Source organism: Peribacillus sp. SIMBA_075 (assembly GCF_046534585.1).
Genome location: NZ_JAWRYN010000202.1, coordinates 1 through 368, shown reverse-complemented (window position 1 = coordinate 368; position 368 = coordinate 1). Strand labels below are relative to the sequence as shown.

Genomic DNA, 368 nt, shown 5'->3' with positions numbered 1-368 from the left:
TTTGTCTTGTATACGGCGGTTCACGAATTGGACTAATGGGAGCCATTGCAGATGAGGTATTGAAAAATGGAGGGCAAGTCATTGGGGTCATGCCAAAAGGGCTTTTTAGAGGAGAGGTTGTGCATCGAGAGCTAACAGAATTAATAGAAGTAAAAGGGAAGCATGAACGAAAAGCGAAAATGAGCGAGCTGGCCGATGGATTTATTGCCATGCCAGGCGGCTTTGGTACATATGAAGAATTATTTGAGGTGTTATGCTGGGCACAAATCGGGATTCACCAAAAGCCAATTGGATTGTATCAAGTGAATGACTATTTCAAGCCGCTCATTGACATGGTGAAGTTCAGTGTACAGGAAGGTTTTTCAAAT

General features: G+C 42.9%; 1 protein-coding gene. It reads left to right on the top strand.

Translation table 11 applies throughout. From position 1 onward, the window contains the following. A partial coding sequence (locus SB775_RS27830; RefSeq protein WP_410864380.1) for an LOG family protein occupies positions 1 to 368 on the top strand: 368 nt, incomplete at both ends.